Source organism: Paenibacillus sp. HGH0039, assembly GCF_000411255.1.
GTDB lineage: Bacteria > Bacillota > Bacilli > Paenibacillales > NBRC-103111 > Paenibacillus_F.
In genome coordinates, this window is record NZ_KE150412.1 from 730175 (window position 1) to 756317 (window position 26143).

23 protein-coding genes are annotated in these 26143 nt (G+C 55.5%); 3 read left to right on the top strand and 20 right to left on the bottom strand.

Features of this window, described 5'->3' with window-relative positions:
* Window positions 1–23: 23 nt before the first annotated feature.
* Window positions 24–584, bottom strand: coding sequence for an MOSC domain-containing protein (locus HMPREF1207_RS02965; protein WP_009672781.1), 561 nt, complete (start codon window positions 582–584; stop codon window positions 24–26).
* Window positions 585–845: 261 nt separating this feature from the next.
* Between HMPREF1207_RS02965 and HMPREF1207_RS02970 the strand changes: the two genes are divergently transcribed.
* Window positions 846–3038, top strand: coding sequence for a HelD family protein (locus HMPREF1207_RS02970; RefSeq protein WP_009672863.1), 2193 nt, complete (start codon window positions 846–848; stop codon window positions 3036–3038).
* 149 nt (window positions 3039–3187) lie between these two features.
* Here HMPREF1207_RS02970 and HMPREF1207_RS02975 read toward each other — a convergent pair whose 3' ends face one another.
* The 5 genes from HMPREF1207_RS02975 to HMPREF1207_RS02995 form a co-directional block, all read right to left on the bottom strand.
* A complete protein-coding gene (locus HMPREF1207_RS02975; RefSeq protein ID WP_009672769.1) occupies window positions 3188–4036 on the bottom strand; it encodes a DegV family protein in 849 nt (282 codons plus the stop codon).
* Window positions 4037–4051: 15 nt separating this feature from the next.
* Window positions 4052–4900 (bottom strand): DegV family protein, encoded by an 849-nt coding sequence (locus HMPREF1207_RS02980; RefSeq protein WP_009672684.1) that lies wholly within the window; start codon window positions 4898–4900, stop codon window positions 4052–4054.
* A gap of 47 nt (window positions 4901–4947) precedes the next feature.
* Entirely contained in the window at window positions 4948–5670 is a 723-nt protein-coding gene (locus tag HMPREF1207_RS02985) for an amino acid ABC transporter ATP-binding protein (RefSeq protein ID WP_009672774.1), read from the bottom strand.
* The gene (locus HMPREF1207_RS02990) at window positions 5663–6352 is read right to left on the bottom strand and encodes an amino acid ABC transporter permease (protein ID WP_009672909.1); all 690 of its coding nucleotides are present in this window, start codon (window positions 6350–6352) and stop codon (window positions 5663–5665) included. The genes HMPREF1207_RS02985 and HMPREF1207_RS02990 overlap by 8 nt, the downstream gene beginning before the upstream one ends.
* 147 nt (window positions 6353–6499) lie before the next feature.
* Window positions 6500–7315 carry a transporter substrate-binding domain-containing protein gene (locus tag HMPREF1207_RS02995; RefSeq protein WP_009672865.1) on the bottom strand — a complete coding sequence of 272 codons (816 nt, stop codon included), beginning with the start codon at window positions 7313–7315 and terminating at the stop codon, window positions 6500–6502.
* Window positions 7316–7641: 326 nt separating this feature from the next.
* On the opposite strand from HMPREF1207_RS02995, the gene trhA reads away from it, so the two are divergent.
* Entirely contained in the window at window positions 7642–8277 is a 636-nt protein-coding gene (gene trhA, locus HMPREF1207_RS03000) for a PAQR family membrane homeostasis protein TrhA (RefSeq protein ID WP_009672875.1), read from the top strand.
* A 39-nt stretch (window positions 8278–8316) separates the two neighbouring features.
* Here trhA and HMPREF1207_RS03005 read toward each other — a convergent pair whose 3' ends face one another.
* Window positions 8317–8970: a GDSL-type esterase/lipase family protein gene (locus HMPREF1207_RS03005; protein WP_009672864.1), complete on the bottom strand. Its 654-nt coding sequence runs from the start codon at window positions 8968–8970 to the stop codon at window positions 8317–8319.
* A gap of 70 nt (window positions 8971–9040) precedes the next feature.
* Window positions 9041–9352, bottom strand: coding sequence for a hypothetical protein (locus tag HMPREF1207_RS03010; RefSeq protein ID WP_009672730.1), 312 nt, complete (start codon window positions 9350–9352; stop codon window positions 9041–9043).
* A gap of 224 nt (window positions 9353–9576) precedes the next feature.
* On the opposite strand from HMPREF1207_RS03010, the gene HMPREF1207_RS03015 reads away from it, so the two are divergent.
* On the top strand, window positions 9577–10749 hold the full coding sequence (locus tag HMPREF1207_RS03015) for a M20 family metallopeptidase (RefSeq protein WP_009672832.1): 1173 nt from the start codon (window positions 9577–9579) through the stop codon (window positions 10747–10749).
* A 134-nt stretch (window positions 10750–10883) separates the two neighbouring features.
* Here HMPREF1207_RS03015 and HMPREF1207_RS03020 read toward each other — a convergent pair whose 3' ends face one another.
* The 12 genes from HMPREF1207_RS03020 to HMPREF1207_RS03075 all read right to left on the bottom strand — a co-directional run bounded on the left by HMPREF1207_RS03020 (window position 10884) and on the right by HMPREF1207_RS03075 (window position 26112).
* Entirely contained in the window at window positions 10884–11537 is a 654-nt protein-coding gene (locus HMPREF1207_RS03020; RefSeq protein WP_009672796.1) for an amino acid ABC transporter permease, read from the bottom strand.
* Between the two features lie 50 nt (window positions 11538–11587).
* Entirely contained in the window at window positions 11588–12244 is a 657-nt protein-coding gene (locus tag HMPREF1207_RS03025; protein WP_009672874.1) for an amino acid ABC transporter permease, read from the bottom strand.
* Window positions 12245–12323: 79 nt separating this feature from the next.
* On the bottom strand, window positions 12324–13187 hold the full coding sequence (locus HMPREF1207_RS03030) for a transporter substrate-binding domain-containing protein (protein WP_009672904.1): 864 nt from the start codon (window positions 13185–13187) through the stop codon (window positions 12324–12326).
* A 60-nt stretch (window positions 13188–13247) separates the two neighbouring features.
* Window positions 13248–13976, bottom strand: coding sequence for an amino acid ABC transporter ATP-binding protein (locus tag HMPREF1207_RS03035; RefSeq protein WP_009672791.1), 729 nt, complete (start codon window positions 13974–13976; stop codon window positions 13248–13250).
* Window positions 13977–14280: 304 nt separating this feature from the next.
* Entirely contained in the window at window positions 14281–15267 is a 987-nt protein-coding gene (locus HMPREF1207_RS03040; protein ID WP_009672837.1) for a DMT family transporter, read from the bottom strand.
* Between the two features lie 263 nt (window positions 15268–15530).
* Window positions 15531–15872 carry a bacillithiol system redox-active protein YtxJ gene (gene ytxJ / locus HMPREF1207_RS03045; RefSeq protein WP_016423439.1) on the bottom strand — a complete coding sequence of 114 codons (342 nt, stop codon included), beginning with the start codon at window positions 15870–15872 and terminating at the stop codon, window positions 15531–15533.
* 174 nt (window positions 15873–16046) lie between these two features.
* Window positions 16047–16460 (bottom strand): PaaI family thioesterase, encoded by a 414-nt coding sequence (locus HMPREF1207_RS03050; RefSeq protein ID WP_009672803.1) that lies wholly within the window; start codon window positions 16458–16460, stop codon window positions 16047–16049.
* A 106-nt stretch (window positions 16461–16566) separates the two neighbouring features.
* The gene (locus tag HMPREF1207_RS03055) at window positions 16567–18255 is read right to left on the bottom strand and encodes a long-chain-fatty-acid--CoA ligase (protein ID WP_009672788.1); all 1689 of its coding nucleotides are present in this window, start codon (window positions 18253–18255) and stop codon (window positions 16567–16569) included.
* Window positions 18256–18285: 30 nt separating this feature from the next.
* Window positions 18286–20067 carry an acyl-CoA dehydrogenase family protein gene (locus HMPREF1207_RS03060; RefSeq protein ID WP_009672916.1) on the bottom strand — a complete coding sequence of 594 codons (1782 nt, stop codon included), beginning with the start codon at window positions 20065–20067 and terminating at the stop codon, window positions 18286–18288.
* Between the two features lie 219 nt (window positions 20068–20286).
* Complete coding sequence (locus HMPREF1207_RS03065; RefSeq protein ID WP_009672698.1) at window positions 20287–21471, bottom strand: acetyl-CoA C-acyltransferase; 1185 nt, start codon at window positions 21469–21471, stop codon at window positions 20287–20289.
* 27 nt (window positions 21472–21498) lie between these two features.
* Complete coding sequence (locus HMPREF1207_RS03070; RefSeq protein WP_009672817.1) at window positions 21499–23898, bottom strand: 3-hydroxyacyl-CoA dehydrogenase/enoyl-CoA hydratase family protein; 2400 nt, start codon at window positions 23896–23898, stop codon at window positions 21499–21501.
* 45 nt (window positions 23899–23943) lie between these two features.
* On the bottom strand, window positions 23944–26112 hold the full coding sequence (locus tag HMPREF1207_RS03075) for a heterodisulfide reductase-related iron-sulfur binding cluster (protein ID WP_009672685.1): 2169 nt from the start codon (window positions 26110–26112) through the stop codon (window positions 23944–23946).
* Window positions 26113–26143: the final 31 nt, after the last annotated feature.

The window sequence follows — 26143 nt, forward strand, 5'->3', positions numbered from 1 at the left end:
CCTTTCAAACGGCAAGTATCAGCTTACAATTCGTCCGGAAAAAGAATCCTTACCTCGTCCCCCGCGGAAACGATGCCGGGCCTCTCGACCGAAGCCACGATTCCTCTGCGGTTCCAGGCGGCTTTGACGAACTTGCCCGCAAGCTTGGGATTCCCCATCTGCTCGGCGATCACCTTACCCGGATGGACGCACGGTTCGTTATCTCCTTCGCAGACGAGTCCCGCTCCGCTCGGAAACAACATTCTCGTTCCCCGCGGCAGTGCGGTCAGACGCTCCAGCCCCTTGAGCGCCATGTTCGCTCCCAGCCACTCGGGCGCGACGCGTTCAATGCCGAGAGCGGCCGCAATCTCTTCGCATTCCTCCTCGGACACGATGCTGATTTGCCGCCGGTTCATGATCTCGGTTCCCCGCGGATACATCGGCTGGCGGACGTCGGCCTTGCTTGTCACTCCGAAATGCCGGTCTCCGACCAATCCCCCGAACTGCAGCTCGGCCCAATCGAGATGGCGCGTAATAAACGTCCCGGACTTGTCCGCAATAAGAAGGCCGGTCATAACGGCCTGTTGTTCGTTTCCTTTTTTCATGGCAGCTCACTCCAGGTTCGGTTAGGAGAACTTAAACTTCATCTTAAATGATGCGGTTCTCTGAAAATATGCAGTCATTATACCACAAGGATGATCCTGCCAGAAACTCGGGGCTTACCGCCCCCGGCTGTCTGTTTTCTTTCCCTTCAGCATAGACCGCGCCAAGGCTTGACCGCCATGCCCGGTGTTGTTGCCATTGTTTGCCGGATATGATATATTATTTCTTCATGCTCAAAATCTGATCTTAGGGGGTAACTGATCTTGGATAAGAATCAAAGTGCCTATCAAGAAGAACAAAACCGGCTGGACGCCATCCTCGCGGACGTCAACCGTAGACTGGAGGAGCTGCAGGCCGTTCCCGTATACCGGGGACAAGATTTCACGGAACAGGCACTTGAAGCCTTACGCGAAAGCAGCCGTCAGTCTCTTGCTCTGGCTTCGGACGAACCTTACTTCGGCAGGCTCGACTTTCAGCCTGAAAACGCTGCCGGCAAGTCCGCTTTATACATCGGCAAGTTCGGCGTCGACGACGAGAACGGCGGAGAACCTCATGTCATTGACTGGCGGGCTCCGGTAGCCAGCATGTTCTATTCCTACACGGGCGGAGACGAGAAAGCGGCGTACGAATCGCCCGACGGTCTTGTCGAAGGTCTGGTGTATTTAAAAAGAAACCTGGTCATCCGCAAGCAGATTCTCCAGCGGGTCGTGGACACCTACGATCGGGAAAGCGACCTTCTGTCCGGAGCGGGCGGAGACGAGTTTTTGCTGTATCGCCTCGGCGAGAACAAAGACAACAAGCTGCGCGATATCGTCTCCACCATTCAGGCGGAGCAGGACAAGATTATCCGTTCGGCCAAGAACGCAGCCCTTATTATTCAGGGCGTCGCCGGAAGCGGCAAGACGACCGTCGCTCTCCACCGTCTCGCTTTTCTGCTCTATCAATACCGCGACCAGGTTAAAGCGGAAAATATGATGATTTTCGCACCGAACTCCATGTTTCTCGATTACATATCCGGGGTGCTCCCGGAGCTCGGCGTCGGACATATCCGGCAGAGCACGTTTGCGGATTGGGCCATAGAGCTGACCGGACTTTCCTTCGCGCTGGAGAATCCCGCCGACGAAAGTGCCGTCTGGTTTGCCCTCGGTTCCAAGCGTCCGCCGCTGAACGACGACGTTTCCGGCCGCTGGAAAGGCTCCGTCGCCTTCAGGAGCTTCCTGGAAAGCTGCTTTTACGGCTACGCGCGGACCTGTCTGCCGCAGGAACCTTTTCACCCTTGGGACGGGAAAACGCTCCCAGCCCAAACGATCGGCGTCTGGTACAACGAAGAATACAAACATCTCCCTCCCGCCAAGCGCAGAGAGCGGGTCGTCGCCCGGATCAAACGCTGGATAACGATGGAACTGGACAAAGTCTGGGACGCCAAGCAGAAAAAAGAACGGAAAACCAAATCGACCCAGCGGCTGAAAGCCTACCTGAAAGGCTGGCCGGAGCTCGATGCGCTGTCGTTCTATAAAGCCGTGTTCGATCCCAAAGCCGGGGCCGTCTGGATGACGGAAGAACTTCGCGGCCGGATTCCCGAAGCCGTGGCGAAGGATACGCTGGCCTCCTTCCGCCGCAAGAAGGTACGCCACGAGGATCTCCCGGCGCTCGTCTTTATCCATGCCTCCCTGCACGGCATCGAAGGCTCGGAGCGGTTCGACCACGTGGTCATCGACGAAGCGCAGGACGCTTCCCCGTTCCAGATTGCCGTGCTCGACCAGTACACCCGGCAGCATTCCTTCACGATTCTCGGCGATCTGTCCCAGGGGATTCACGCCTACCGGGGAACGCGGGACTGGGCCGAGCTCACATCGCTCTTCGGGGAAGGCGAAACCGCTTATTTCGAACTGGAGCGGAGCTACCGCTCCACGATGGAAATTATCCGTTTCGCGAACCACGTCCTCTCCACCGGAGTCGGAGCCGGTCTCCTGGCCATTCCCGTATTCCGGTCCGGCGAACGGGTCAAGGTGCTCCGGGTAGAGAAGGAGCGGGAAATCGCCTTCCTCCGCGAAGCGGTTGAGCGGCTTCTCCGCCGGAACTACGATACGGTAGCGGTGATTACGCGCACCGAGGAAGACGCCGTGCGGCTTCACGCGCAGCTTGGAGAGCTGGGCCTTGCGGCGAGCAGAATCACCGCGGACCAGAAGCAGTACGCCGGCGGGATCTCGGTCGTGCCCGTCTACCTGACGAAAGGGCTCGAGTTCGACGCCGCCATCCTGACGGATGCGGACCCCGTCCATTACGGCGCCGACGCTCAGGACGCCAAGCTCCTCTATGTGGGCTGTACCCGCGCCCTGCACGATTTGTGGGTGCTCTACGACGGCGAGCCTTCCCCGCTCGTGAGCGTCGACGATCCCGAGATTGTAACGCGGGATCTTCGCGGGGAAGACAGCGCGGATCGGCGGACGGAATAACGCATCCACGCATGCGCGCACAAAAAAAGGCTGTCTAACGGTCCCGCGGACCTGTAGACAGCCTTTTGTATGTCCATGCCTGTATGTGTGCACCGGTCAGCCGGCGGAAACAACTCTCACCAGCAGCCGGGAGCGGCTGTTATCAGCTGTCAGCAGCTGATAAGGATGCCGCCCTCTCCCGCGTAGGTGCCGATAACCGGCCCCATCTCGGTGATCACGACCTGACCGAACGGGAACAGCCGGAGCAGCTGATCTCTCACGTCCCGGGCGCGGTCCTCGCAGTTGCTGTGCGCAATGCCGAGGATGCACCGCTCCAGATCGTGCCGAGTTTCGCTCACTTTCTCGCTTACCCGTTCGATCAGACGCTTGATCGCATTCTGGGTCCCGCGTACTTTCTCGAAAGGCTCCAGGGTGCCTTCTTCGCTCGCTTTCATGATCTGCTTGATGTTCAGTACGGAAGCCACCGCACCGCGGACGCGGTCGAGGCGGCCTCCTTTTATAACATTTTCAAGTGTGTCCAGGAAAAAATACGTATGATGGCTTTTGATTTCTTCCTTCATCCGGGCCACCAGTTCTTCGAACGGCAAGCCTTCTTTCGCGAGCTTGGCCGCTTTTACGGCAAGAAGACCTTGTCCCAGAGAAGCCGTGCGGGAGTCGAGCACTTCAATCCGGCCTGTATAGCCGTCCTCCATAAGTTGTTCTCTCGCCATGAGGGCATGATGATAGGTACTGCTGAGATTAGACGAAACAGAGACTACCAGAATGTCACTTTGTGAAGCCTTGCGGTACTCTTCCATAAAAGTATGCGGGGCGGGACTCGCCGTCTGAGGAAGCTTGGGCTCCTGCCTCATCAGCTCATAGAATAAGGTTCTGCTCATGTCTGAAGTCATTTCCTTGTCGCCGAAACGGACGAGCAGGGGTACGACTGTGATGTCTAATTCCCGGGCCAGCTCCTGAGGCAAATCGGAAGTTCCATCCGTAATAATCTTGATCGTCAAGAAGTACCCTCATTTCTAAGATTTAATAAATACGATGCCCACTGTCTGAGGACCGCAATGACTGGAAACCACACATCCGGTTTCCGTAATCTCAATCCGTTTGACACCCGTTTCCTGCAGAAGGCGGGCACGTACAAGCTCCGCTTCCTCCTGCGCCATGGAATGCGTGACGAACAGGACATCCGGGTCCATCTCGTGCTTGAAGGCCAGCGCGTTGTCCACCAGCTGTTCCAGCGCTTTCTCCCTCTTACCACGCACTTTGGAAGTTAGAATCATGGAACCGTCCTTGACTTGCACGACCGGACGGATTTTCAGCAGGCTTCCGAAAAAAGCCTGTAAGCTGGTGCAACGTCCGCCTTTATGCAAATAATCCAGCGTATCGATAATGAATTCCGTGCTCACCTTCGGAATGAACGATTTTACCATGGCTTCGATCTCCGCCGCACTGCGTTCCTGCTTGGCCGCTTCCACGGCTTTGCAGATCAGAATGCCGATGCCGGTAGCCAGGTTGCGGGAATCGATGACGGTTACCCGTCCTTCCGGAAAGAGGTCGGACGTTAACACGGCATTCTGATAAGTCGAGGAGACTTCGGAAGAAAGCCCGATATAGACGATATCGAAGCCCTGTTCGATATGAGGCCGGAACGCTTTCTCGAAGTCGGCCGGCGACGGAGCCGCCGTCTTGGGCAGCTTGCCCGACTGTTCGACTTTCCGGTACAGGACCTCCGGTGTAATGTCCACCCCGTCCCGGTAAGAATCGTCGCCGAAGACGACATAAAGGGGAACGACGCCGATTTCGTTTTCCTTCAAATAGTGCGGATTTAAATCATTCGTGCTGTCCGTAAAAATTTTAATGGGCGCCACGAGACTTCCTCCCTGCTCTGCGATAACAATTTCTCGTTCTATCTCGCTTACAGCACCTTACCCAGGAATTCCTTCGTCCGGGCATGCTGCGGGTTCGAGAACACTTCTTCCGGTCTGCCCTGTTCGACGATGACGCCCCCGTCCATGAAGACGACGCGGTCGCCTACTTCGCGGGCAAATCCCATTTCATGCGTGACGACGACCATGGTCATGCCGTCTTTCGCCAGCTTTTTCATGACGTCGAGCACCTCGCCGACCATCTCGGGATCGAGCGCGGAGGTGGGCTCGTCGAACAGCATGACGTCGGGGGACATCGCAAGCGCGCGGGCGATCGCGATCCGCTGCTTCTGTCCTCCGGACAACTGGGCCGGATAAGCGCCGGCTTTTTCCGCCAATCCTACTTTACGGAGCAGATCGGCCGCGGTTTCATTCGCCTCGCTCACCGACATTTTTTTCAGCTTGCGCGGAGCAAGCGTAATATTGTCTTTGACCGACAGATGGGGGAACAGATTGAACTGCTGGAACACCATGCCCATCTTCTGCCGGACGGAATTGATATCCGTCTTCTTGTTCGTAATGGAAATACCCTCGAAGAGGATTTCGCCGTCGGTCGGCACTTCCAGCAGATTGAGACAGCGCAGGAACGTGCTTTTGCCCGAGCCGGAAGGCCCGATGACAACGACGACTTCGCCTTTTTCAATCTCGATATCGATTCCGTTCAGCACGTTTAATTTCCCGAAATGTTTATGAAGATTCGTAATGTTAAGCATTCGACTTCGTCAGCCTCCTTTCGAGCATTCCGACGAGCTTGGACAGCGTCAGGGTAATGACCAGATAAATAAAAGCGGCGATGATCAGCGGTTCGAACGGAAGCGACAGGCTTCCTTTGACCGTGTCCGCGTTGAACATCAGTTCGTTGAGGCCGATGACCGATACGATCGACGTTTCCTTGATCACGACGACCAGCTCGTTTCCGAGCGCCGGCAGTACGGTGCGGAACGCCTGGGGAATCACGACAAGACGCATCGCCATCCACGGCTTCATCCCGAGGGAGCGAGCCGCTTCCATCTGCCCTTTGTCCACGGACTGGATGCCCGCGCGCATAATTTCAGCCACATAGGCCGTACTGTTGAGTCCGAGCGTAATGACGGCTGCGGTAAATTCTCCGCCGTACTCTTCGAGAAACGGGAACGGGGGAAAATGAAAATCCGGAATAAACTGCGGCAGCGCATAATACACGAGGAAAATTTGAATAATGATCGGTGTTCCCCGGAAAAACTCGATATACGCCGTAGCCAGCCACCGCAGCGGCCAGATACCGGACAAACGGAGCAGGCTCATGCCCGTCCCGAAAATCGCTCCCAAAATGACGGTAATCACGGACAGAAGCAGCGTAACCTTCGTTCCGTCCACAAAATAATGCCCGTATTCGTTTAAAAATGAAAAATTCATGGGCTGTTAACTCCTCCTTAAGTGCGGATGGACACCGCTAATTATACAATTTCTAACCACCTTGTGACCATCCCTGAAAAAAGAAAATAGCGGAGGGTTCTCCGCTATCTCACATTTATTGCAGTTACCGGTCCGATGACCTTGCGCTTACTCGGCTTCCACTTGGCTGGTGGCTTCGGTTACGAACTGATCGATCTTCTTCTCGGCGATCAGACGGTCGATCGTCTTGTTCACCAGGTCGATCTTGTCTTGGCTGCCTTTCTTGAAAGCAACCGCGGAACCCGCTTCTTCAACCGTCGGAGTCGCTTCGGCGATCACGATGCTCTTGTCGCGGTTTACGTGGGAAGTCGCAACCGGAAGCTCGATGATCGCGGCGTCGGCATTCTTGTTTTTCAGCTCAAGCACGATGTCGGTAATTTTGCTTAGTGTTTTGATTTTGGCGTCCTTGATTTGTTCTTTGGCTACCGTCTCTTGAATGGAAGCTTTCTGAACGACGATCCGCTTGCCCGCCAAACTTTCCATCGTCTTGTACTTGTCTTTGTCTTCCGCGCGGACAACGATCATCTGCTTCGCGGTGTAATACGTTTTGGAGAAATCAACGTTCTTCTTGCGCTCCTCGGTAGGCGTCATTCCGGAAAGGATCATATCCACGTTGCCGGATTGAAGCGCCGGAAGAAGACCGTCGAACTTCATGTCCTTGATTTCCAGCTCGGCTCCCATGTCTTTCGCGATTTCTTTCGCGATCATGATGTCGAAGCCGATGATTTCGTCTTTGCCGTTCGTCGATTTGTGGAATTCATACGGCGGGTAATCCGCGCTCGTCCCCAAGATAAGCTTCTTCGCAGGTGCTGTTGTTTGAGCGCCGCCGGCTGCATCTTTCGGTGTTTCGGTTTTTTTGCCGCATGCAGCTATGAGGCTCATTGTCAGTACAAGGGCGATAAGTGTCAGTCCCCATTTTTTCATGGCAAGTGCTCCTTTATTCAAAATAGTTTATTAACGCAGGGTCAATTCAAAAAAGAACATGACTTAGTATACCGAAATCGCTTCTTTTATGCAAGATGCTTTATGAAAATGCTTTTTAAAGCGTATATAGGGCATAAAACCTGTATATTTATGCAGCTTCTGAGCCTTTAGACGCACCTGGCACAGTCCCTTTGGATAAAAATTCCATAAAAATAAGCGCAAAAACGGGTAAAAAGCGTTGAAGGGGTATGCCGAGGAACCGCGTCTAAGTAGTCATTAGCCAGTAAATTGGGCATCCGGTCCCGGATAGCTTGGAGGTAATACCTATGGAATATTCACCGCGCGAAGAAGTCGCAAACGCCGTCTCGCATGGAATCGGCACCTTGCTTAGCGTCGCAGCTCTGGTTCTTCTCGTCATTCAGGCAACCACATACGGAAACACTTGGCATATCGTCAGCTTCAGCATTTTCGGCACTTCCCTGATTCTGCTTTATCTGTGCTCCACGCTCGTTCACAGCGCTCCCGGAGGGAAGCTGAAGGACATTTTCGAAATCATGGACCATTCCGCTATCTATGTACTGATCGCCGGCTCCTACACCCCCTTTATGCTCGTTACGCTGCGGGGAGTGCTGGGATGGACCCTGCTCGGCATCGTATGGGGGCTCGCCCTTCTCGGGATCGTGCTCAAAATTTTCTTCGTCAAAAGGTTTATCGTCCTCTCGACGGTTTGTTACATCGGCATGGGCTGGCTGATCGTACTGGCCATTAAACCCCTGGCCGAGCATTTGTCGACAAACGGCATCATCTGGCTCGTCGCGGGCGGACTGCTCTACACGGTCGGAACGGTGTTCTATCTGTGGCGGCGCATTCCCTACCACCATGCGATCTGGCATTCGTTCGTCATCGGAGGCAGCGTCTGTCACTTCTTCGCTGTGATGCAGGTCCTGCCCGTCCCCGCGTAAACCGAAAAAAAACAGTGAGGCGGCCGCTTCACTGTTTTTTTAATGCCCGCCGTCTCCCGCAAGGGAAGCGAGCGGGACGCTCTGGGCGATGCATTCCGCTATCCGCTTGTACCCTTCCGCATTCGGGTGAAAAAGATCGTCGGAAATCAGACGGCTCTCCGCTCCCTTGAAAGCCGGATACACGTCCACGTACCGGACCGTGCGCGACCCAAGCCCGGCCATTTGCTGGTTGAAGCGTTTGATCCAGAATTCCGCCTCCGGCAGCATGGAAATCGGATTGTACAATCCGACGAGAATCACTAGCGGCGACTTGCCGTTCGGAGTCGGAAGCTGGGTATAGCCCACGATCTGCCGCAGATTGCCCCCGAACTTACGCAGGCTGCGCTTCAGCACGCCCGTATCGCGGCTTTTCAGGTACGGCATGGCCGAGCGGATGAGGTCGTTCCCTCCGGCGGTAATCGTCACGATATCGGCGGTCGCCAGCCCCCGCCGCAAATCGCCCTCGTTGCGCAAGTACTGCAGCAGCTCGCTTGATGTGGCGCCGTTCGTACCGGCACTGCGCAGAACTACGCTGCGTCCCAGCGCCGCTTCTGCCATGCCGCGGTATCTTGCGGTGAAACCTTCCCGCGTCGGATCGCCCGTACCGACGGTCAGCGAGTCTCCGAACGCGATGTAGCGCAATGCTCTTCCCATGGCGGCCCCTCCTGTCGCTTACGTCTATAAGACAGTATATTCCGGAGCCGGCCCGCCGGTCTCTACTTTTCTAGCGCAATAGGAGAGAATCCATTTCCGCCGAGCAATGCTCTTCGAGATAACGGGCAATTTTCTCTTTCTCGCCCGGGGTAAACTGGTATTCGCAGTCGCAGCCTTCATCCAGCAGGATGATCTGCACGATCGCTCCTCCGAGATCGCAGATGACGTACACGCTGGGATCGTGCAGTTCTTCCGGCAAGGTCTCTCCTTCTTCCGGGTAAAGCGCCAGATGAATGTCCAGCCACTGTCCTCTGCGCTCGACTTCTTTGCAGGCCAGCGTAAAACGGTGATCCTGCCAGTTATCCGATCCGTATTTATTCATAAATATCCTCCTCCTGGGCTATGTAAACATCTTCGCCGAATGAAATTTCCCTTCGGAAGATGCGTTAATTGCAGCAAACGCGGACTTTGCGCTTTCCGTGCTTTATTGTAACGCAAAGGAGCCGGAAGTGGTAGCGGGTCCGAGTTTGTATTACAATGGACTTACATCCGAAACATAACGACGGGGCGCCGCCCCCACCACTTACATGCATAAGGAGAAGCGCCATGAAGGAACGTATCTATAACACCATCGATTTCCACACGCCGGAGTTTCAAGCGATTTCCACTTATATCGGGCAAAATCCCGAGCTCGGCCATGAAGAATTTCTGGCCTGTGCCCGGCTGATCGAAGAGCTGGAGCGGCACGATTTCACGGTTGAACGGGCCGTGCTCGACATTCCGACCGCTTTCCTGGGCGTGTACGACTCCGGCAAGCCCGGACCGACCGTCGCCTTCCTGGCGGAATATGACGCTCTCCCCGAGCTGGGCCATGCCTGCGGTCATCATCTCATCTGCATGATGAGCATCGGCGCGGCCGTCGGGCTTAAATCCGTCATCGACGAGACGGGCGGCGTCATCCGCGTCTACGGCACGCCTGCCGAAGAAACCAAAGGGGCGAAAGTTCCCATGTCGGCCGCGGGGCTGTTCGATGACGTGGACTTCGCGCTGATGGCGCATCCTTATTATACGTATGAGCGTTCAGGCGAATCCCTTGCCCTGGATGCCATCCAGTTCGAGTACTTCGGCAAGGCGGCCCACGCAGCCGCTTCCCCTTACGAGGGCGTGAATGCTCTAGACGCCGTGCTCATGCTGTTCAATTCCGTCAACGCGCTGCGCCAGCAGCTCCGCAGCGATGTGCGCATTCACGGGATTATCACGGAAGGCGGCCAGGCCGCGAACATTATTCCCGACTATGCCGTCGCCCAGTTCTATGTCCGCTCCTCTTCCCGCGCGTACACGAACGAAGTCGCGGCGAAGGTGCTGAAATGCGCGGAAGGGGCCGCTCTGCAGACCGGCTGCACCCTCACCACCTCGAACTACGAATACTCGTATGACGAGCTGAACACGAACGAGACGCTGTCCGCTGTGTTCAACCGCAACCTGGCTTCGGCAGGCATTACGGAAGAGATGATTCAGACGGGCAAGGACCACGGCTCCCTCGACCTCGGGAACGTCTCTCTTCACTGCCCGACGATTCACCCGTATATGAAGGTCATTGAAGAGAAGCACCTGCTTCACACGCCGGAGTTCCGCGATCTTGCGATGCAGCAGCGAGCGCTGGACGGCATGATTCTGGCCGCCAAGATGCTGGCGGCTACCGCCTACGACGTGATCACGGATCCGGCGCTGCTCGCTGAGATCAAAGCCGAATTCGAGCGCACACGTTTGACACGTTAAGCTGCCGCTTTTCGTCCGCCTGGCAACATAAGAACCCGCTGTAAACCGGTCCGGGACCGGTACAGCGGGTTCTTTGTCGTCCGGCCGGAGCCGGAACTTCGCGAGTCCTCGAGCCGCATAAGGCTTGCGCGGCGTCACGTCCTTTTCAGCTCGAAGCGCTGAGCGAACAGGGAGATGCAATAGTTGACGACGAAATACATCAGCGCAGCGAGCAGGAAGATCGGAACGATGAACTTCTGGGAAGAACCGTTGATGATCTGCGCGTTGTGCATCAACTCCGGCGCCGCAATGATAACGGTAAGCGACGTGTCCTTCAGCAGTGAAATAAACTGGCTGACGATCGGCGGAACCATTCGGCGCACCGCTTGCGGGAACACGATGTGCCAAAGCGTCTGCACATAGGTTAACCCGGAGGAGCGGGACGCCTCGATTTGCCCCTTGTCGATGGAGTTGAGCCCCCCGCGGATGATTTCGGCAATCATCGCCGATTCGAAAATCGTCAAGGAAATGATCGCGGACGTCAGAATGCTCATTTCCACACCGGTCACTTCCGGCACGGCGAAGTAAACGAAGAAAATAATGAGCAGCAGCGGCAGGTTCCGGATCACTTCGACGAGAACCGCCATGAGCTGGCTGAGCACGGGGATTTTCGAGTAACGGATGACCCCGACCAGACTGCCGATGACAAAACTTAAAATAATGGCGATAACGGCCATTTCCAGCGTTACGAGAAACCCTTTTAACAAAAACATCAGATTATCCGCGCTGTATGCACCTGAGAAATCCATTCCGACACCCCACTTTGACATTCACCGGATCTTGTCCCGTCCGGAACCGATTAAGCGCGCGCCATTCTTCTTTCGAGATACTGAACCAGCAGACTGAGCGGTATCGTCAGCACCAGATAGAAAAGCGCGACCCCGATATACACATTAAACGTATCGAGCGTATCGGAATTGATCAAATCCCCGAAATACATGAGATCCATGCCCGCGATAACGCCAAGTATGGATGAGTTCTTGATCAAGTTCAGAAACTGATTGCCAAGAGGCGGAATCACAATCTTGATCGCCTGGGGAAGAACGACGTGAATCATCGTCTGCCCGTAGGAAAGACCCGAAGAACGGGCCGCCTCCGCCTGGCCTGCGGGAACGGCCAGTATGCCTGCACGGATCGCCTCCGCAATAAACGCGGACGTGTAAATCGTCAAGCCGATCGTTCCAGCGGTAAACCCGTCCAGCGAAAGGCCGAACTCGGAAGACCCGTAATAAAAGAAGAAAATAATCAACAACAGCGGAATGTTCCGCACGAATTCCACATAGACCCCGCTGATCGCCCGCAGCGCTTTAAAAGGCGAGATCCGCAGGACGGCCACCAGCGTCCCCAGCAGGAAGCTAAGTACCAGCGAGAGAAGACTGACCATCACGGTATTGCCGAATCCTTCGATATATCTGTCCCAATTCTCTGTAATTACACTTAAATCCACCGGCAGCACCCCGATCTGTTCCTTCTAATAACGATATCCTGGAAGAAAACGGGACAAGCGGCCGGTCGGCCGCCTATCCCGCTCCGTTTTACTCGGCCGGTTTCTCGCCGATCCATTTCTCGTAAATTTTCGCGTATTCGCCGCTGTCCTTCAGTTCTTTCAGAACGTCGTTGACCGCTTTCGTGAATTCCGCGTCGCCTTTGCGGACCGCGATGCCGTACGGCTCATCCGTGAACGTGCCGCCTACGACTTCATAGCCCGGGTCCTGCTTCGTCATTCCGTAGAGAATGGCGTTATCCGTCGTCAAAGCTTCCCCTTTGCCGGATTTCAGGGCCGTGAACGCCTCCTGGTAATTTTCAAATTCCAGTACCTGCGCGTCCGGGGCTTTGGCACGGATATTTTTCGCGGAAGTGGAACCTTTTACGGACAGGACTTTGACGCCCTTCTTCTTCACGACGTCGTCGATCGACTTAATGTCGCTGCCTTTTTTAACGAGCAGGGATTGGCCCGCCTTGAAATAGACGTCCGTGAAATCCACTTCTTTCTTGCGCTCTTCCGAAATCGTCATCGTCGCAATGATGGCGTCGATATCTCCTTTTTGAAGCATCGGAATCCGCGTCTTGGAAGTCACTTCTTTCAGTTCGACTTTCGTTTCGTCACCGAGCAGCTTTTTGGCGATCGCTTTGGCGATATCGATATCGAAGCCGTTGACTTGGCCCGTTCCCGGATCTTTCAAACCGAACAGGTTTGTATCGAATTTGACGCCGACTACGAATTTGCCGCGCTGCTTGATCGCATCGAGCGTTTTCGTATCCGTCGTCGGGGCTGCGGAGCCGCCCGGAGTCGATCCGCCTGTCGATCCGCCGGTATCTTTGGCTTTGCCGCAGGCGCCCAGCACCAGAATAAAGGTAAGCAGAATCATGCCGATTTTAAAAGGCTTCCAAACTTTCATAAGTAGACCCCTTCCTTTTCTCGCTTCTGTATTGGGTTAAACCGCATATCCCTTAATCAGTTAATGCGCAAACAGACGGCTCAAGAACAATTTGGCCCGTTCTTCCCGCGGATTCTCGAAAAATTGTTTCGGAAGCGCTTCCTCGACGATTTGGCCCTGGTCCATAAACACGACCCTGTCCGCCACTTCACGCGCAAAGCCCATTTCGTGGGTTACGACGACCATCGTCATCCCTTCCTTTGCCAGCGTCTTCATCACGTCGAGAACTTCTCCGATCATCTCGGGGTCGAGCGCGGAAGTCGGCTCATCGAACAGCATGATGTTCGGCTCCATGGCAAGCCCCCGGGCAATCGCCACGCGCTGCTGCTGTCCTCCGGAAAGCTGAGATGGAAAAGATTGCGCTTTATCGGGAATTCCTACCTTTTCCAAATAAAGCATCGCGCGCTTCTCCGCTTCGGCTTTGGAGAGCCCCAGCACCTTAACGGGAGCCAGCGTGATGTTGTCGATGACTTTTTTGTGAGGATACAGATTGAAATGCTGAAAAACCATGCCGATTTCCCGCCGGAGCTTGTTGATGTCGGTTTTCTTGTCGTTCACCCGAACGCCTTCCACCGTCAGCTCCCCCTGCTGGATCGCTTCCAGCCGGTTAATGCAGCGCAGCATCGTGCTTTTACCCGATCCCGAAGGACCGATGACGACGACGACTTCGCCTTTTTTCACTTCGAGGTTGATGTTCTGCAGCACGTGAAATGATCCATAATACTTGTTGACATTCGTAAAATTAATCATGGCATCCCCCTCTTTGTCAGCATGGCGTTCTTCTTTATAATGTAGGAACTGGTAGGAACGCCTAACAATACCCGCTATGCGTATATGGGTAGTTTGCTATTCATTAGACTAATTTTTCAATTTTGAAACAGGCAGACTATCCAAATTAAGGAACTTTTATAAGAAATCTTTATGACCCAAACGAGACCAACATGACCTAAATTCACTTTTACATGAAAAAAAGCCCCTTTGAGGGGGCTTTTGGTTACGCACCGGCGTATTTTATAACTTTTTTTCCATTCTATTAAGTAGGAATCCTGATCGTTCAGCTGTCGGTCAGAGAAGGCCGGGAAGCGCCCGTCCTCTCCCCCGGCATTTCAGGCAGGGGCGCGGGCACGGCGGGAGTCGCCACCATTTCGTCCTTCCCTTTCCTGCCCTGACTGCGGATAAACAGCCAGATGCCGAACAGCAGCAGGCAGCCCGCTCCGATCTGGATGCCGGTTATCGCTTCGCCGAGCAGGAAGAATGCGAGCACCGTCGAGCCGAGCGGCTCACCGAGTACGCTCATGGACACGGTCGCGGCCTTCACATATTTCAGCAGCCAATTGAAAAGGTAGTGGCCGAACATCGTCGGTACGATAGCGAGCAGCAGGAACATGAGCCAGTCATTCTGCGAATAGCCCGTAAGCGGCGTCCCCTGCACAACGTTGTAGACGCCGAGAGCGGCGGCGGCCGCCAGGAAGACGAAGAAGCTGTACACGAACGCGGACATGGACTGCCGCATCGTTTTGCCGAGCAGCATATGAACGGCAACGGCCGCGGCGCTGACGATGGACAACAGATCGCCTTTCAGGGCTTCCCCGGAGAACCGGAAGTCCCCCCAGCCGATCATGGCGGCCCCGATCATCGCGATCAGCATGCCGATCACCGTGCCCCAGCTGTTCTTCTGGCGGAACAGCCAGTACGCCCCGATCATCACAAAGATCGGTTCCAGCGTAAGCAGCGCCGTTGAAGAAGCGACGGTCGTATAGCTGAGAGACGCCATCCAGAGCAGAAAATGCAGGGCCAGGAATAAGCCCGAGCCGACCAGGCCGAATACCGATTTCCAGCGGATCGCTTTGATCTCCGCCGTGTATTTGAACAGAAACGGCAGCATAATCAGATTGGTGAGCAGCAGGCGGTACATGGCGGTCACGGCCACGGGAGCCTCGCTCCAGCGGACAAAAATGGCAGAGAAAGAGATTCCGATAATGCCGACGATAAATGCGAGAGGCACCGGAATCATAGGTTTGTCGTTCGAATGTGTCGTCATGATTTCCGTGTTCCTTTACCAAGGGTCAATTTATGTACTCGGATCAGTATACCTGATTTGCAAAAGAAGGGCTATCCTTCGGCGCAAAAAAATAACCTGAGCCCGCCGGGGCAAAGGTTATGAAAAAAAGATCCGACGGACGGCTACTTTCCACGATACCCGTCCGTAAGACAAGTATATCGTACATCACTTCGTATATATACGTGTATATATTACCAGTCTGACTAAATAGGCAGATGCATCCGCACCTCAATCTGATACGGTTAGTCCAGTACGGCGGAAATGTGCTTGGACGTTACCGACCAGTGGGAAGTGTTCCATTCCGCAAACTTGTCCTTCACGTAAATAATTTGCGGTGAAGCGTGCTTCACACCGACATCCTCGGCAATTTTATTGGAGACCGGGCGGGATTCGATGACCTTGACGAGGTAGTAGTTTACCTTCTCGTTCGGGTTCTTACCCAAATATTCGTCGTATTCTTCCAGTGCGCTGGCGCTGACCGGGCAAGTTGTGCTGTGCTTAAGCATAACGAAAGGCTTCTCCGCGGATTGATCGAAAATCTCGTTCCATTGTTCCAATGTAGTGACTTCAGTCCAATTTGCCATGTTGATTTCGCTCCCTTCCATACTTCCTGTTTATAAGGATTATAAATAGTATAATGAATTATTCAATTGTACACAACCGGATCAAACTCCCGCAAACGACCGGCGCTCCCCCGTTTATGCAAAAAAACCCGAAGAGATCGCCTCTTCAGGTTCTTTTTCAACTAAATCCGTCTCTCAGATTACCCGGAAGGTTCCGGTTCCGAAGGTGCCCAGGCGTCCTTCCGCATCCGTGACCCGGCCGATGGCCGTCAGCATTTTCCGCGACTGGTGGACAATTTCCGCCGTCACGTACAATTCGCCGGGCTGCATGGGCGCCACGAACTGCACATTCAGATTCGTCGTTACGATTTTGTCGTCGGGTCTTGCGAGCATGAGCACGACGCCCATGGCGTTATCCAGCATGGAAGAGGTGACTCCCCCATGAACAATTCCGATCAGATTGAGATGATGCTGCTGAGCGACAAGCCGGACCACGACTTTGTCCGCGGCGGCCTCCACGATTTCACAGCCGAGATACTCCCAAAACGTGTTTCTTGCACGTTCCATCAGATGCTGAAACTGCGGGCTGACTGCATTCTTTGGTTCCATCGGGTTCCCTCCCTTCTCTATTAGCGCCATTATACCGGGATGTTCCGGAAAGAAAAAGCCCCGCTGCGGGGCTCAAGCGATGGAGAGGGCCGGAAAAGCGGCTCCCTTATTCTTTCGCGGCGGAAATTTGCTGGAGTTCTTCCTCAAGCAGTCTGCGGCGCAGAACTTTGCCGACCATCGTTTTCGGAAGCTGTGTCCGGAATTCGTACCGGCGCGGAACCTTGAAAGCCGCCAGACGCTCCCGGCACCACGTATTGAGCTCCTCTTCCGAAAGGATTTCGCCTTCCCTTACGATAACGAAGGCTTTCACAGTCTCTCCCCGATAAGGGTCCGGTATTCCGATCACGACCGCCTCCTTGACGGCCGGATGTTCGAAAAGTACTTCTTCGATTTCCCGCGGATAAATATTGAAACCGCCTGCGATAATGATATCTTTTTTCCGGTCCACGATCGAAAAATAACCTTCCTCGTCCACGCGGGCCATGTCTCCGGTGTAGAGCCAGCCGTTCTTGAGCACCGCCTCCGAGTCATGCGGACGGTTCCAGTACCCTTTCATGACCTGCGGCCCCTTCACGACCAGCTCGCCGATTTCGCCGATTCCCGCCTCCTCTCCGGTTGCGGGGTCCACGACTTTGGCTTCCGTATCCGGAAACGGAATGCCGATCGAGCCGATCTTCCTTCTTCCCCAGATGGGATTCGCGTGCGTCACCGGAGACGCTTCCGTTAAGCCGTAGCCTTCGATCAGGCGTCCGCCCGTCAGCTCTTCGAATCTTTCCTGCACTTCCAGAGGCAGCGGAGCGGACCCGCTGATGCATACATTAATGGACGACAAATCATACGACCGGATGTCCGGATGATTAATAAGGGCAATGTACATGGTCGGCGCGCCCGGAAATACCGTCGGCTTCAGCTTTGAAATGAGGCCCAGGATTTCGCTCACTTCAAACTTCGGCACGAGCACCATCATGCCGCTGCGGACGACCGCCTGATTCATGAGCACGGTCATGCCGAACACATGAAAAAACGGAAGCGCTGCCAAGTAGATTTCCTCCCCGTCTGCCGCCTTATGGAACCAATGCTTCGTCTGCAGCGTGTTGGCGATGAGGTTCATGTGCGTGAGCATGACGCCTTTCGAAAGCCCTGTCGTTCCACCGGTATACTGGAGCAGCGCCACATCCTCGGCCGCATTCACTTCCTCCATGACGGGTATCGCCGAAGACGCGGCAAGCAAGGTGCGGAAGGAACGAACGGACTCGCTCCACGGAACGCTCAGATCCGCCCCGTCCCGCTTCGCTTTGATCGGGTACAGGATATTCTTCGGAAAAGGCAGATAGTCTTTCAAAGAAGAAACGATGATGTGCCTCAGGTGTGTTCTCGGCATAACCGCGGCGACCCTCCGGTACAGCAGATCCAGGGTAACGATCGCGACGGCGCCGGAATCGAGAAGCTGATGCTCCAGCTCCCGCTCCATATAAAGCGGGTTCGTCTGAACCACCACTGCGCCGGCAAGCAGCGCCCCGTAATAGGCGATGACGCTCTGGGGGCAGTTGGGCAGCATAATCGCCACCCGCTCCCCTTTCTTGACGCCGAGCTGCCTCAGTCCGTTGGCGAACCGGTAGCACGCCTCCATCAGCTGGCCGTACTTGATTTTCTTGCCCATAAAATAAAGGGCAGGCAGCTGCGGATTTTTCCCGGCCGCCTGCACCAGGAAGTACGCTAAATTGTGCCTGGGATACTCGTAAGTCGAGGCGACTTCACTTTCGTAGTGATGCAGCCATGGCTTAGCCGAATCCATACAAGATCATCCCTTTCGCGGGCCATATCGTCAGATGACGTATTTCTCAGCAGCTATGACACGAGCCGCAATTTCGCGCTTCAGTCCGACCGCGTCGACCGGCGTGCTGCGCGTGAGCTTCTTCAGAACGGAGAGCTGAGTGCGCAGCACGTCACCGGTTTCCATGGCGGCCAGCGTATCCTTGGCGAGACGCTCGATCTGGGCAAACGCCTCCTGAACGAAGATGTCCGTCATTTGGATCGCGTTCTTCGCTTTCACTTCGCCGGATTTCGCGATGAGCTTGCGCGTACGCACCAGCGTCGTTTCCATGGCGTAAATCTGAATCATCATATCCGCCAGGTTGCTGAGCACTTCCTGCTGCTTCTCCAGGTTCATGCCGTATTTCTGTACGGCGGAGCCGCCCGCCATCAGGAATACTTTTTTCGCCATAGCGGTCAGATGGGCTGCCTGCTCCAGCGTTTCGTCGAAAGTCTGACCCGGAATAAGCTGCATCAGCTCGGACTGCAGAGCCTGCGCTTTGCCCATGAGATCAAGCTCGCCCTTCATCGCTTTCTTGAGCAGCGTTCCCGGAATGAGAAGGCGGTTGATTTCGTTCGTTCCTTCAAAAATCCGGTTGATCCGCGAATCCCGGTAAATCCGTTCGATTTTATACTCTTGAATGAAGCCGTAACCCCCATGAATCTGCACGCCTTCATCGGCCACGAAATCAAGCGCTTCCGATGCGAACACCTTGTTAATGGAGCATTCCAGCGCATACTCGGCGATCGCTTTGGCGGACTGCTGCCCCGCTTCCGCGCTGTTGTGGTCGAGGTTCTGGAGCGCCGTGTCGATCATGCCGGATGTGCGGTACACGATGCTTTCCGTTACATACGTACGGATATTCATTTCCGCGAGCTTCTTGCCGATCAGCGGGAAGGAAGAAATCGGCTGCCCGAACTGCGTACGGGTATTGGCGTATTTGGCACTGAGCTCGATGGCTTCCTTGCTGGCGCCGAGACAGCCCGCTCCCAGCTTGAATCGACCAATGTTCAAAATGTTAAATGCGATAATATGGCCGCGTCCGACCTCCCCGAGCAGATTTTCGACCGGCACATGCACATCTTCAAAATAGAGCGGGCATGTAGACGATCCTTTAATGCCCATTTTTTTCTCCTCCGGTCCGACGGAGAACCCTTTCAGATTGCGTTCCACGATAAAGGCGGTAAAATCTTTGCCGTCCACCTTGGCGTACACGATAAAAATATCCGCAAAGCCCGCGTTGGTGATATACAGCTTAGAGCCGTTCAAGATATAATGCTGTCCGTCATCCGACAGCTTTGCCGTCGTTTTCGCGCCCAGCGCATCCGAACCGGAAGTAGGCTCCGTCAGGCAGTAGGCCGCGATTTTTTCGCCCGTGGCAAGCTCGGGCAAATATTTCCGCTTCTGCTCCGGCGTACCGAAGAAGACGATCGGCAGGGTGCCGATTCCGACGTGGGCGCCGATCGACAAGGCAAAGGCGGACGCTTTGGACAAGTTTTCGTTAATGACGGTCGAGCTGATTTTATCGAGCCCGAGTCCGCCGTATTCCTCCGGCACATCCGCGCCCAGCAGACCGATTTCTCCCGCTTTGCGCATCAGTTTGACGGTCAGCTCGTAGTCGAGTTTCTCAATTTCTTCGTCTTTCGGCAGCACTTCTCCTTCTACGAAGTCGCGGGTCGTCTCCATCATCATTCGCTGTTCTTCGGTAAAATCCTCCGGGGTTACGAGAGCGTTTACATCCAAATCTTCGATTACAAAACTTCCGCCTTTGGTCAACTTTCTCGTTTCAATCATATGCAATCTCTCCTTTAATGGATTCATATGCGAAGATAAGCTTGCTCTATTTCCGTTTCCGCCGCTTCCTGCTGACCGGTGGACGGTTCGGTTAACCCGCGCAAGGACGAAGCCGCTCTCTGGAGCCGTGAGGGTTCCAAAAGACCGCCTCACGGCTCCTTCAATCCGCGGACCCGTGAGCCGGCAAACCGTGCTTTGACGCCCGAACGACCGGACCTGTTATTCTCCGTAAACTTCAAACACCCCGGCCGCTCCCATTCCGCCTCCGATGCACATCGACACGACACCGTACCCGCCGCCTCTGCGTCTCAGTTCGTGAACCAGACTGGCCGTCAGCTTCGTGCCCGTACATCCCAGCGGATGACCGAGCGCGATCGCACCGCCGTTGACGTTCACCTTCGCTTCGTCCAGCTTCAGCTCGCGTATAATGTGCACGCACTGGGAAGCGAACGCTTCGTTGATCTCGTACAAATCCACCTGATCCTGCGTGATCCCGGCCTGCTTCAACGCCTTCGGAATCGCTTCGACCGGCCCGACGCCCATGATCTCGGGCGCTACACCCGCCAGGGCGAAGGAGCGGAATGCCGCGAGCGGCTTCAAGCCCAGCTCCTCCGCTCGCTCGCGGCTCATCAGCACAGCCGCCGCTGCGCCGTCGCTCGTCTGCGAGGCGTTGCCGGCCGTTACGCTGCCTTTCAGCGCAAAGGAGGGACGCAGCTTCGCGAGCACACCGGTTGTCGTATCGGCACGGACGCCTTCGTCCGTGTCGAGCACGACCGGCTTCTCCCAGCGCTTGCCGCCGGCGTCCACCCCTTTCACGCTCGTTTCGACGGGAACGATCTCCTCCTTAAACCGGCCCGCGGCAATCGCGGCAGCCGCTTTGCGGTGGCTCTCCGCCGCAAAGGCGTCCTGATCCTCGCGGGAGATACCGAACCGCTGCGCGACGTTCTCCGCCGTGTGTCCCATACCCATGTAAACTTCGGGCATCTCCACGGCCAGCTTCGGATGCGGCGACAGCTTGAACCCGGTCATAGGCACGTGGCTCATGCTTTCCACGCCTCCGGCAATGATCACGTCGGCCTGCCCGAGCATGATCCGCTCCGCCGCATAGGAGATGGACTGCAGCCCGGACGAGCAGAACCGGTTGATCGTGACGGCCGGAACCGCAGCCGGGAAACCCGCGTACAGGGCCATCGTCCTGGCGAAGTTCAGCCCCTGCTCGCCTTCCGGCATCGCGCAGCCGATGATGATGTCCTCCACGTCCTCCTTGCGCAGTCCCGGCGCCCGTCTGACCGCCTCGTTCAGGACGATGCGCCCGAGATCTTCGGCCCTTGTCTGGGCAAGACTGCCTTTCTTCGCTTTGCCTACCGGAGTGCGCACTATCGATACAATGACCGCTTCTTTCATTGTGTTCTCCCCTCGCTTCGTCCTGAATTAGTTGCGCAGCGGCTTGCCTTTGGACAGCATATGCTGCATCCGCTGCTGGGTTTTCGGTTCGCCGCACAAGCTCAGGAACGCCTCGCGCTCCAGATCCAGCATGTACTGTTCCGACACCAGGCTTCCGGCCGGAACGTCTCCTCCCGCGAGCACGTGCGCCAGTTTGTTCGCGATAAGCTGATCGTGGTCGCTGATGTAACCGCCCAGCTTCATCGTATACGACGCGATTTGCAGCACCGCTTTGCCACTGTCGCCAACGACCCGGATTTTCTCTTCCTGCGGAAGCACATAGCCTTCGCGGTCCATAGCCAGCACCGCCTGCTTGGCGGTATAAATCCGGTGATCGCCGTTCAGAACGACGGAATCTCTAGGGCCCATATAGCCGAGCCGCTTCGTATCGTAGCCGCTGGCAGACACCTTCGCCATCCCGATCGTTTCGAAGTAACGGTTGATGTACGGCTGAAGATCCACCTCGGGATCGCCCGCGGCAAGCCGGCTGCTCCGCAGCGCCATTTCCTTGCAGCCGCCTCCGGCCGGAATGACGCCGACCCCCACTTCGACCAAGCCGAAGTAAGTTTCCGGCGAGAAAATAATCCGATCGGCCGGCAGACACGCTTCGACACCGCCTCCGAGCGTCATGCTGTGAGGCGCGGCGACGACCGGCTTCTCCAGCTTTTTCAGCGTCATCATGGAGTTCTGGAACAGCCGGATGATGCTGTCCACTTCATCCCACTCCCCGTCCTGCGCTTCCATGAGCAGGATCATCACGTTCGCTCCCACGCAGAAGTGACGGCCTTCATTGGCGAGGACCAACCCGCGGTAATTGCGCCTCACCTCTTCCGTGCTTTTCTGCACCATGGTCAAAATATCGGCGCCAATCGCATTGTTAGGCGAATGAAACTCCAGACACGCCACGCCGTCGCCGATGTCGATCAGACTCGCGCCGCTATTGCTCAGAATGACTTTGTTCTGCTGCTTGAGCGCTTTTAGCGAGATATGCTCCGGACGCGTGTCGACTTCCTTGTACGTGCCCTGGTTGTAATAAAACGTCATGCCATCACGCTTTTCGTAAAAAGCGGTGTGTCCGGCCGCAAGCCATTCCTTCACCCAGGCGGGAACGGTTTCGCCTTCTTGTTCCATTCTTGTGACCGAGCGCTCCAGACCGATGACGTCCCACAGCTCGAAAGGCCCCAGATCCCAGTTGAAGCCCCACTTCATCGCATTGTCGATCTCCACGATGGAATCCGCGATTTCTCCCAGTTTGCCGGCCGAATAAAGCAGAACGGGTTTGATTACATTCCAGGCCAGCTCGGAATATTTATCCGGTGTAGAAAGCAGCGTTTTGATTTTACCGGCCGTGCCTTTGGCGTTCTTGGCCGCTTCCAGTGACGCAGAGGAAATTTTCCGCGACGGCGCATATTCCATGGTCCCGAGATGGAGGGCCTGGATTTCTTTTCCTTTTTCATTTTTTATCTTCTTATAAAAACCCTGCCCCTTCTTCTCGCCGATCCACCCCCGCTCCACCATGCCAGTCAGCTCCGCAGGAACGTCGAAAATCGTTTTCTCCGCTTCGTTATCGACCAGGTCGTAAACATTCCTTGCTACGTGAACGAACGTATCGAGCCCGACGAGATCCAGCGTGCGGAACGTGGCGCTTTTCGGACGTCCAAGCGCGGGGCCCGTTACGGCATCGACTTCTTCCACGGTATAACCTTTCTCCAGCATTTCCCGGAGGGTGACGAGCAGCCCGTACGTGCCGATCCGGTTGGCGATAAAGTTCGGCGTATCCTTGGCCGTTACGACGCCTTTTCCGAGCCTCTTCTCGCAAAAATCAGCCATGAAGCGGAGAATTTCGGGATCGGTAGATTCTCCCGGAATAATTTCAAGCAGCTTCATATATCTCGGCGGATTAAAGAAATGAGTGCCTAAAAAGTGCCGCTTGAATTCCGGACCGCAGTCCTCCGCCATCGCTTGAATGGAAATCCCGGACGTATTGGAGGACACAATCGTTCCCGGCTTCCAGACCTGCTCGATCCGGGCCAGGAGCTGCTTCTTCGCGTCCAGGCGTTCCACGACCACTTCGACAATCCAGTCGACGCCCGATAATCGGGCCAGATCGTCTTCCAGGTTTCCGGGTGTGATGCGCGCCGCAAACGCTTCGCTGTACAGCGGTGCCGGATTCGTTTTCTTCAGCCTCTCAATCGCTCCCGCCGCCAGGCGGTTTCTCACTTTCGGCTGCTCCAGAGTCAGACCCGCTTTCGTCTCCTCGTCCGTCAAAACCGTCGGAACAATATCCAGCAGCAGGCACGAAATACCCGCACCCGCCAAGTGTGCCGCAATGGCCGCTCCCATCACGCCGGAGCCGATAACGGCCGCTTTCTGAATCTGATTCACCATGTCGGATTCCCTCCTGATCTTCGTCTGCCGTCCGGCCGCTTGATCTTACGAAACGGTCTGGAACGGCGCCGGTGCCTTCGCACCAAATACGGATTCTTCGAGTATTTCCGCGATATCCCGGGTTTTGACCGTTTCTTCGGCTTCTTTCATTTTCGTGCCGTCTTCCATCATGGTCAGGCAGTACGGACAAGCCGATGAAATCACCGTCGGGTTAACCTCCAGCGCCTGCTCGGTCCGGGCCAGGTTGACTCTCTTGCCGGCCGTTTCCTCCATCCACATCATGCCTCCGCCCGCGCCGCAGCACATCCCATTCTCACGGGAGCGGGTCATTTCAACCAATTCCACGCCGGGAATCGCTTTGAGCACATTGCGGGGCTGATCGTAGACGTTATTGTAACGGCCGAGGTAACACGAATCGTGATACGTGATCCGTTCGTTCACCTCATGGCGCGGAGTCAGCTTTCCGGTGCGGACCAGTTCATCCAGAAGTTCCGTGTGGTGAAGAACCTCGGCTTCCAGTCCGAATTCGGGATATTCGTTCTTCAAGGTGTTGTACGTATGCGGACAGGCGGTCACGATTTTGCGCACCCCGTATTTCCGGAAAATCTTACTGTTTTCCTCGCAGAGCTGCTGGAATAAAAACTCGTTCCCCAGCCGTCTCGGGGTATCGCCGGAGTTCTTCTCTTCGTTGCCGAGAATGGCGAAATTGACGTTCGCTTCGTTCATAAGTCGGACGAGCGAACGCGTGATTTTGCGGCTCCGGTTGTCGTAAGAGCCCATCGAACCGACGAAAAACAGGATGTCGAATTCCGGGTTTTCTTTGACCGTCGGAACGCTTAGTTCGCCTTCGGGATCGATTTCCTGCACCCATTTGGCCCGGTCGTTGCGCGAAATTCCCCACGGGTTGCCCTGGCGCTCGATGTTCTGCATAGCCCGCTGGCCGTCATGCGGCATGGAGCCCTGCATCAGGACGAGATGCCTGCGCAAATCGACGATTTTGTCCACATGCTCGTTCGCTACCGGACACTGGTCTTCGCAGTTGCGGCACGTCGTGCAGGACCAGATTTCCTCTTCGGTCATGACATCGCCGACCAGCTCCATCTCCTGCGGCTTTTTGCCCGTCGTCACCCAAGAGTGCTTCTGCGCGTTCATCGTCGGACCGATATCGGTGATGCCCGAGCCGTTCCATGCGCCCAGCTCATGTCCATCGGCGTTCATCTCATGAACCGAACTTCCCGAGAAAGCTAATGCGGGCACCCAAGGGGATTTGCTCGTAACCGCCGCCCCCTTCTCCGTCAAGTGATCGCGCAGCTTCACGATCATATGCATCGGCGAGAGCATTTTACCGGTGCCCGAGGCGGGACACACGTTGGTGCAGCGCCCGCATTCCACGCAGGCATACAGGTCAAGCATCTGCTTCTGCGTCAAGTCTTCGATCTTACTGAGGCCGAAAGATTCCGCTTCCTCGTCTTCCAGATCCAGCTTCCGCAGCCGTCCGGCAGGTTCCCGTCTTTTCAGCAAAATATTAAGAGGAGCCGTAATGAGATGAAAATGCTTGGACTGGGGCACATAGACCAGGAACGCCAGCAGAATGAGCAGGTGCGCCCACCAGAACACGTGATACAGAACGGCGGCCGCCCCAAGAGATATCCATCCGAACGCAGATGCCAGCACGGACGAGATCGGTGCCATGCCGGAAGACTCCAGCCCTTCCCGGATCCGGTCGAAAGCAAGCGTGAGAAGCACCGAAACCATCAGACTGAAAATAAAGTAGACGACCAGGCTCGGCTTCCATCCTCTCTTCAGCCGTTTCAGCTTCTCTCCGTACCGGCGGTATGCGGCGTAACCCATGGCGATCAGAATAGCCGCTACCGTGATTTCCTGGATCAGACCGAACGCTTCGTAGCCTGGAAGCGGCAGCCCGTGACCGGAAAGTCCTTTGACGATAATATCCAGCGCGCCGAACTGAAGAATAATGAACCCGTAAAAAATAACGATGTGCATGATGCCGCTTTTCTTGTCCTTGAGCAGCTTCGTCTGGCCGAACACTTCAACGGCGAAATCTTTCAGCCTTTCCCCGATCTGTCCTCCCCAATCGACCGGCTGCCCAAGCTTCACATATAGGTAACGGTGGTACACCGCCTTGGCGAACAGGTAAATGCCGAATCCCGTCACGCCCAGAAACAGAATCAACTGCACGATCGCTCCCGGCATCGGAAACAACCCCTTTCTCGGATGCTATACA